6 protein-coding genes and 1 pseudogene are annotated in these 6,042 nt (G+C 36.3%); all 7 read left to right on the forward strand.

Annotated features, from left to right (window positions below):
- Window positions 1-34 precede the first annotated feature (34 nt).
- Window positions 35-886 carry a glycosyltransferase gene (locus PCORN_RS16095; protein WP_206537460.1) on the forward strand — a complete coding sequence of 284 codons (852 nt, stop codon included), beginning with the start codon at window positions 35-37 and terminating at the stop codon, window positions 884-886.
- 32 nt (window positions 887-918) lie between these two features.
- Window positions 919-1,590 carry a YveK family protein gene (locus PCORN_RS16100; RefSeq protein WP_036082448.1) on the forward strand — a complete coding sequence of 224 codons (672 nt, stop codon included), beginning with the start codon at window positions 919-921 and terminating at the stop codon, window positions 1,588-1,590.
- A gap of 21 nt (window positions 1,591-1,611) precedes the next feature.
- On the forward strand, window positions 1,612-1,926 hold the full coding sequence (locus PCORN_RS16105; protein ID WP_036082450.1) for a P-loop NTPase family protein: 315 nt from the start codon (window positions 1,612-1,614) through the stop codon (window positions 1,924-1,926).
- Window positions 1,910-2,311: a tyrosine-protein kinase family protein gene (locus PCORN_RS16110; RefSeq protein WP_036082452.1), complete on the forward strand. Its 402-nt coding sequence runs from the start codon at window positions 1,910-1,912 to the stop codon at window positions 2,309-2,311. Before PCORN_RS16105 ends, PCORN_RS16110 begins: the two co-directional genes overlap by 17 nt.
- Window positions 2,312-2,941: 630 nt before the next feature.
- Window positions 2,942-3,748: an O-antigen ligase family protein gene (locus PCORN_RS19500; RefSeq protein WP_159102630.1), complete on the forward strand. Its 807-nt coding sequence runs from the start codon at window positions 2,942-2,944 to the stop codon at window positions 3,746-3,748.
- Between the two features lie 52 nt (window positions 3,749-3,800).
- Entirely contained in the window at window positions 3,801-4,565 is a 765-nt protein-coding gene (locus tag PCORN_RS16120; protein WP_036082456.1) for a hypothetical protein, read from the forward strand.
- A 125-nt stretch (window positions 4,566-4,690) separates the two neighbouring features.
- A pseudogene (locus tag PCORN_RS16125) lies at window positions 4,691-5,719 on the forward strand (Mrp/NBP35 family ATP-binding protein).
- Window positions 5,720-6,042: the final 323 nt, after the last annotated feature.

A 6,042-nucleotide genomic window follows, 5' to 3' on the forward strand; every position in this document is an offset into this window, starting at 1 on the left:
GTATTTCCATTTTCATGACCCCGAATTATTATTTGTGGCACGAGCATTGAAGAAACGCCTAGGTGATGAAATAAGAATTACGTATGATATGCATGAACATTTACCAGCAGCAGTTAAAACAAAACAGTGGCTCCCAGCATTTATAAGACCAACACTGTCGGGTTTAATAGAACGAGTGGAGAAAAAATTGATGAAGTACTGTGATACCGTTATTTTTGCAGAGTTATCCTATAAAGATAACTATACGGAGCTTGACTTAAGTAAAGTAGATGTCTTAAACTATCCAATTCTTCCAAAAAGCAATATCAAACTAGTAAAGGAAAATGTTTTCACGCTTATCTATGTAGGTGTCTTAATTGAACAACGCGGCTTATTCAACATGTTGGAATTAGCAAAAGTGTTGAAAGAGAAACAGACAACCGATTTTCACTTTAAACTGATTGGTCCTATTTTTACGAATGAAGAAGTGGTGAAGCAATTTATTACGGACAATGATTTAGGTGATAATATCACTTTATATGGAAGGATGCAGTACAAGGATATTTGGGAGCACTATGCAACCGCCCATGTCGGTGTATGTTTGCTTCACCCAACTCCAAATAATCTCAACTCACATTCCACTAAGTTATTTGAATATATGGCCGCAGAATTACCAATTATTGCATCTGACTTTCCAGACTTCACTGCAATGCTAACAGAGCACCAATGTGGTACAACGAGTAGCCCGGATGATTACGAAAACCTGGTCAAAATCGTTCAAAGTTATATTGCAGACCTTCAAGGAAGTAAAGTTATCGGTTCAAATGGAAGAACAGCATTCGACACCTATTACAACTGGAATCACGAAGGAGAAAAGCTACTAGCTATTTACTCAAATGAAAATTAGTATGTCATGACTAGTTATAAGGAGCGATGAAAATGAAATTAAAAAATCTTACTGTGGGAAATTTATGGAAAACCTTCAAAAAAAGCTTCGTATGGTTGATACTAATTATTTGTTTGGCGGTAGCGAGTGTTTACACGTATAGCAATTACGTTGCGAAACCTGAGTATACCTCGTCTTTTCAAATCCTGTTGAACGCCGAACAAACAGAAGCGCAAGCGAAATCGTCAGAAGGTGTCCGGAACAATATACAATTAATCAACACTTTTACATCTGTGTTACAAAGCGGAAAAATAATGGATTTAGTAAAAGAAAAGGTGAAAACAAAGGATTCATCGGCTAAGCTTTCTGCTGATACCAAGATTACCTCCAGCGAAAACTCACTCGTATTAACTATTAATTACACGGGTACGGATAGTGAAAAAGTATCAGAAATATCCAGTGCTATGTTAAATGTTGTAAGTAAAGAAATACCTAGTATCTTTAAAGGAACAACAGTGACAGTTTTGGAAAAATCATCTGTACCAACAACACCAAGTAATAATTCTATGTACATTTTAGCAATTATGGTTGGTTTCCTATTAAGCACTACATTATTATTCGTTTTATGTTCCATGGATACAACGGTTCAAAATATGGAGCAGTTAGAGAATATCGGTCTACCATTCCTTGGAGATATACCAAAATTTAAGAGTTCAGAGCTCTAAAATAGAGAGGACTACTATCACATGCTTATGAAAAGAAAAGAAAAGAATACTATCATAACAGATGGTAATGAGATGACGATGCAAAAGAATTCAGTAGCCTATGAGAAATTCAGTTCTATCCAAACCAATATTCAATTCATGGAACGTAAAGCTGGAAGTGTACAAACAATAGCGGTCACATCAGCCAATAAAGGTGAAGGAAAGTCATTTTTCATCACAAATTATGCGAATACATCGGCTTTATATAAACAGAAAACGCTACTGATCGATGTAGACTTTTACAACCCAAAAATCTCAAAGCAATTTAAAAACAAATCTAATGCCAGGCTTATCTAATGTATTAGTAGACATGGTTAGTTTTGAAGAAGCGGTTATTCCTCTAAAAAATAACTATCTGTCTCTCTTACCTATAGGAACATTGCCTCCCAATCCACTTGAATTATTGCGTTCAGATGAATTTAAGGCATTATTGGGCAAATTGAAGGAAGAATTCGATGTCATTCTGTTAGACTGTCCTCCAATCAATTTGTTTACGGATGCGAGAGTAGTTGCAGCCGAGAGTGATGGCGTCATCCTATTAATCAACAGCCAAACAACAAGCGAAGAGGATGTCAGGAAATCCAAATCATTACTCGACCAAGTAGATGCGAACATTTTGGGCGCCGTGTTAAATAATAAGCGCTACAACCAAAAACAGATGGCGTCTTACAATTATTATTAAATAAATCCATGAAGGAAGTAGTGTTTCTATTATATGAAAGTAATGATGAATAAAGTATCTCAAAATAGGATTACATTCCGTGGGATTGTCATAGCATCTATGATTTTACTGAGTATCCTTTCACCGATATTCCCTTTGTTACTTATTGTCCCTGTACTAGTCATTGGACTTCTATATGTTAATAAAATAAATGTGGATAAGTGGATGTACGCTCTTTTTATAGCTGTTATTTTGGCAGGCTTTTGGGGAGCCTATGCATCGCTACCGCAGCTTCCGAGCCTATTTTTATTCCGAATACTATTAGCCATCCATTTCATTCTATTCTTGTTTAGCAAAAAAGATTTCTCGACGATCAAACTACTTAAAGTACCGCTCATTTGTATGGCAGTTTGGATCCTTTATTCTGTACTAACTTTGCTGTGGACAGCTGATCCGATGCTTAGTTTGAGTGCTATTTACTTTCAAATAGAAACATGTTATCTCGTATTTATTTGCGTATACTACATTACCTCATGGAAAAAAATGCGACAAGTTCTTCTATATATATCATGTAATTATGTTATTTCGCTTGGAATCGGATTATATGAAGTTATCTCAGGTAAACATTTACGTTTTTCAGCGGGCACTTTATTGAACTATGAAGACTCAAGGCCAACAGGTTGGCTAGTTAATACGAATGATTACGCGTCCTATCTTGTTATTTATTTTGGATTAGTATCTCTTTATTTGTTATCCTCGAAAAAGAAATGGCACTTTGCGGTCTGGCTGGTGTTACTAGCGATGGTTACCTATCTAGTTATCGAGTCGCATTCAAGAACTGGTTTCTTAGGGCTTGTAGCAATAGTCTCGTTGGTACTTTTTAAAGTGCTACGGATACAATATTTCTTATTAATGATATTCGCAGGTGCAGTTGCTTTTTGTAGTAAAGCCATTTATTCTAGCATCGCAAGCTCAGGTCTTACGTCACAATTAGTAGATTCTTTTACAGGAAAAGGTGATTCCACGGAAGAAAGAATGTTTATGTATAAGTTCGTGATTCAACTATGTCAAGACCATCATTTTCTAGGAGTGGGGGTTGGAAATACACCACGCTTCTTGTTTCAAGCCCTCTACGGTAGCGCAAATGTCGATATCACAGGATCACAAACGATGGCTGCGCACAATTTCTGGCTAAGTATTATATCAGATATCGGTCTTATCGGTTTTATTCCGATTTTGATTTTCTTCCTATATTATTTATATCAAGCGGCAACAATATACATGACAAACAGTAATTTAAAAGGTGCCATCCCTGCTGCGGTACTTCTAGGATTTATTGGCGTATCTGTTGGAAGTAGTAGTATTTTTGAAATGCGCGTTATCTGGATTGCCTTAGGTTTGGGCTTAGCAGTCATTTGCTTACTCCAACGTGAGAAAAATTCGAAACAGGTAGCGTAATATTTTCAGAAAATTAATTAGATAATCGGAGTGTTAATAATGAAAAAAAAGTATGGCAAAAATATATTTTAAATTGAGAAGTCGCGTATACAAAGCGCCTAATAAGCAAAAATTAAACTATATATTAGAAAAAAGTAACCAAGATGACGCTCCATTACTCGTTATTTTTAGTGCGTTTCCAAGAACAGGAATGAAAGCAACCTATAATTATTTGCGAACACTGAAAGATGTAGATGCTCATAAATTATTTATACTAGATAATTTTGGTTTTCAACAAAGAGGCGCTTATTATTTAGCTGAAAATGGTGATTTCAAGATTCGCGCTGCTGTAGAATCGATTATTATAGATATTCAAAAGAAGCTAGAACCCAGAAACACGATTTTTGTAGGAACAAGCAAAGGTGGTTTTGCAAGTCTTTATTTTGGTATCAAGATGAATGTAGATTATATTATCAGCGGTGCACCACAATATAAATTAGGGAATTATTTAAGCGATATCCCAGAAAAAGCGCCGGTATTATCAGGCATTATGGGAAATACAGAAAAAAGTAGCATTGATCAACTCAACGCTTTATTGCCTGCACAAATTAAGGAGTCCAGTGGTGTGCTGCCTAAAGTATACGTTCATTACTCCGATCAAGAGCACACATATGAAGAGCATATAAAGGACCTAGTACAAGATTTAAGTGTTGCTGAGTATAGTCTCGTATTAGACATCTGTGACTATAAAATACACCAAGAAGTAAGCAAGTTCTTCCCTCCATTTCTAGTTCAATCACTGAACGAAATCATCAGCAAGCTAAAGATAGAACAGTAATTCTGTCTAGAGATAGATATAGATATAGAACTTATGGGCAAAATCTTGGCGAAAATAGAAGCAAGCATGATATAATTAAGAAAGCGCTTATATTTTCGCCAGGTAAATTCATAGGGGGCAATTTTATGCTAAACGAACAACAAATCACCAAACTATTACAACGTGTATTGGATCCATTGTTAGAATTCACGCTACAAGAAACAGATGGCATTTTGGAAGTCAACGTTATAAAGAACAGCGTAGCATTACATATAGCTCTAGCAGATCCAGAGCTCCACACAGAGGAATTCACTACGAATATCACGGAATTATTAGGCGAATTTGGATGTAAAGATATTCATTTTGAACTAGCCTATCTACCAGTTTCTAAGATAGAGCAACTATTAGCGGCAAAAAAAAAATATACTGTCTCCTGAAAGTAAAACCCAGTTCATAGCCATTGCTAGCGGTAAAGGTGGAGTAGGTAAATCAACAGTTGCAGCCAATCTGGCAGTAGCCCTAAAACGAACAGGCAAAAAAAGTTGGTCTGTTAGATGCTGATATATACGGATTCAGTCTCCCGATATTGATGGGCACCAAGGATGTCCCCAAAACAGTAGATAAAAAGATTATTCCCGTGACTACATATGGAGTACAACTAATTTCTATGGATTCATTTGTTGAAGAAGGCGAACCTGTCATTTGGCGTGGACCAATGCTTGGAAAAATGATCAAGATGTTTTTAGAAGATGTAGATTGGAGTGCTCCAGATTATCTAATTATCGATTTACCGCCGGGCACAGGAGATATCGCGCTAGACATTCATACTCTGTTACCGACTTGTAATGAACTTATCGTCACAACACCTCATCAAGCAGCGGCGACCGTTGCCGCAAGGGCTGGAATTATGGCTATAAAGAATGATCACCATATTTTAGGCGTTATTGAGAATTTATCCTATTATCAAACGGAAACAGGTGAGAAGGCATATTTATTTGGAGAAGGTGGCGGAAAAAAAAGTAGCCACTGAACTAGAAACAGAGCTATTAGGCATTTTTCCAATTGAGCAACCAGAACATAATGAAAATGGCTATCTATCAGGTGTTTACGAAGAAGATAGCATGCAAGGCAGGCGCTTTTTAGAACTTGCCAGAAAAATAAATCAGCATTTATAAAAAAAAATATGCAAAAAACTATTGACGAATGGATAAATAGTTGGTATATTTATAAACGTTGCTGATGCACATAACACAAAACGCAACACGAGAGATTGACCTTTGAAAACTGAACAGAAACAAAGATAAAACCAATAGAGACAGTGATGTTTCTAGGTGAGAATCGCAGGGCGGAAATAGAAAGCTATTTCCAAAAGTAATACTAGTAAAGTAATTTGCTAGCGAAGTCATTTTGACGCAAGGGTCTTATTCACGGTGTTGAATAAGTATTCAGATTCATCTTTATTTTAAAGAGAGTTTGATCCTGGCTCAGGACGAACGCT

This window comes from Listeria cornellensis FSL F6-0969 (assembly GCF_000525855.1).
Taxonomy (GTDB): domain Bacteria; phylum Bacillota; class Bacilli; order Lactobacillales; family Listeriaceae; genus Listeria_A; species Listeria_A cornellensis.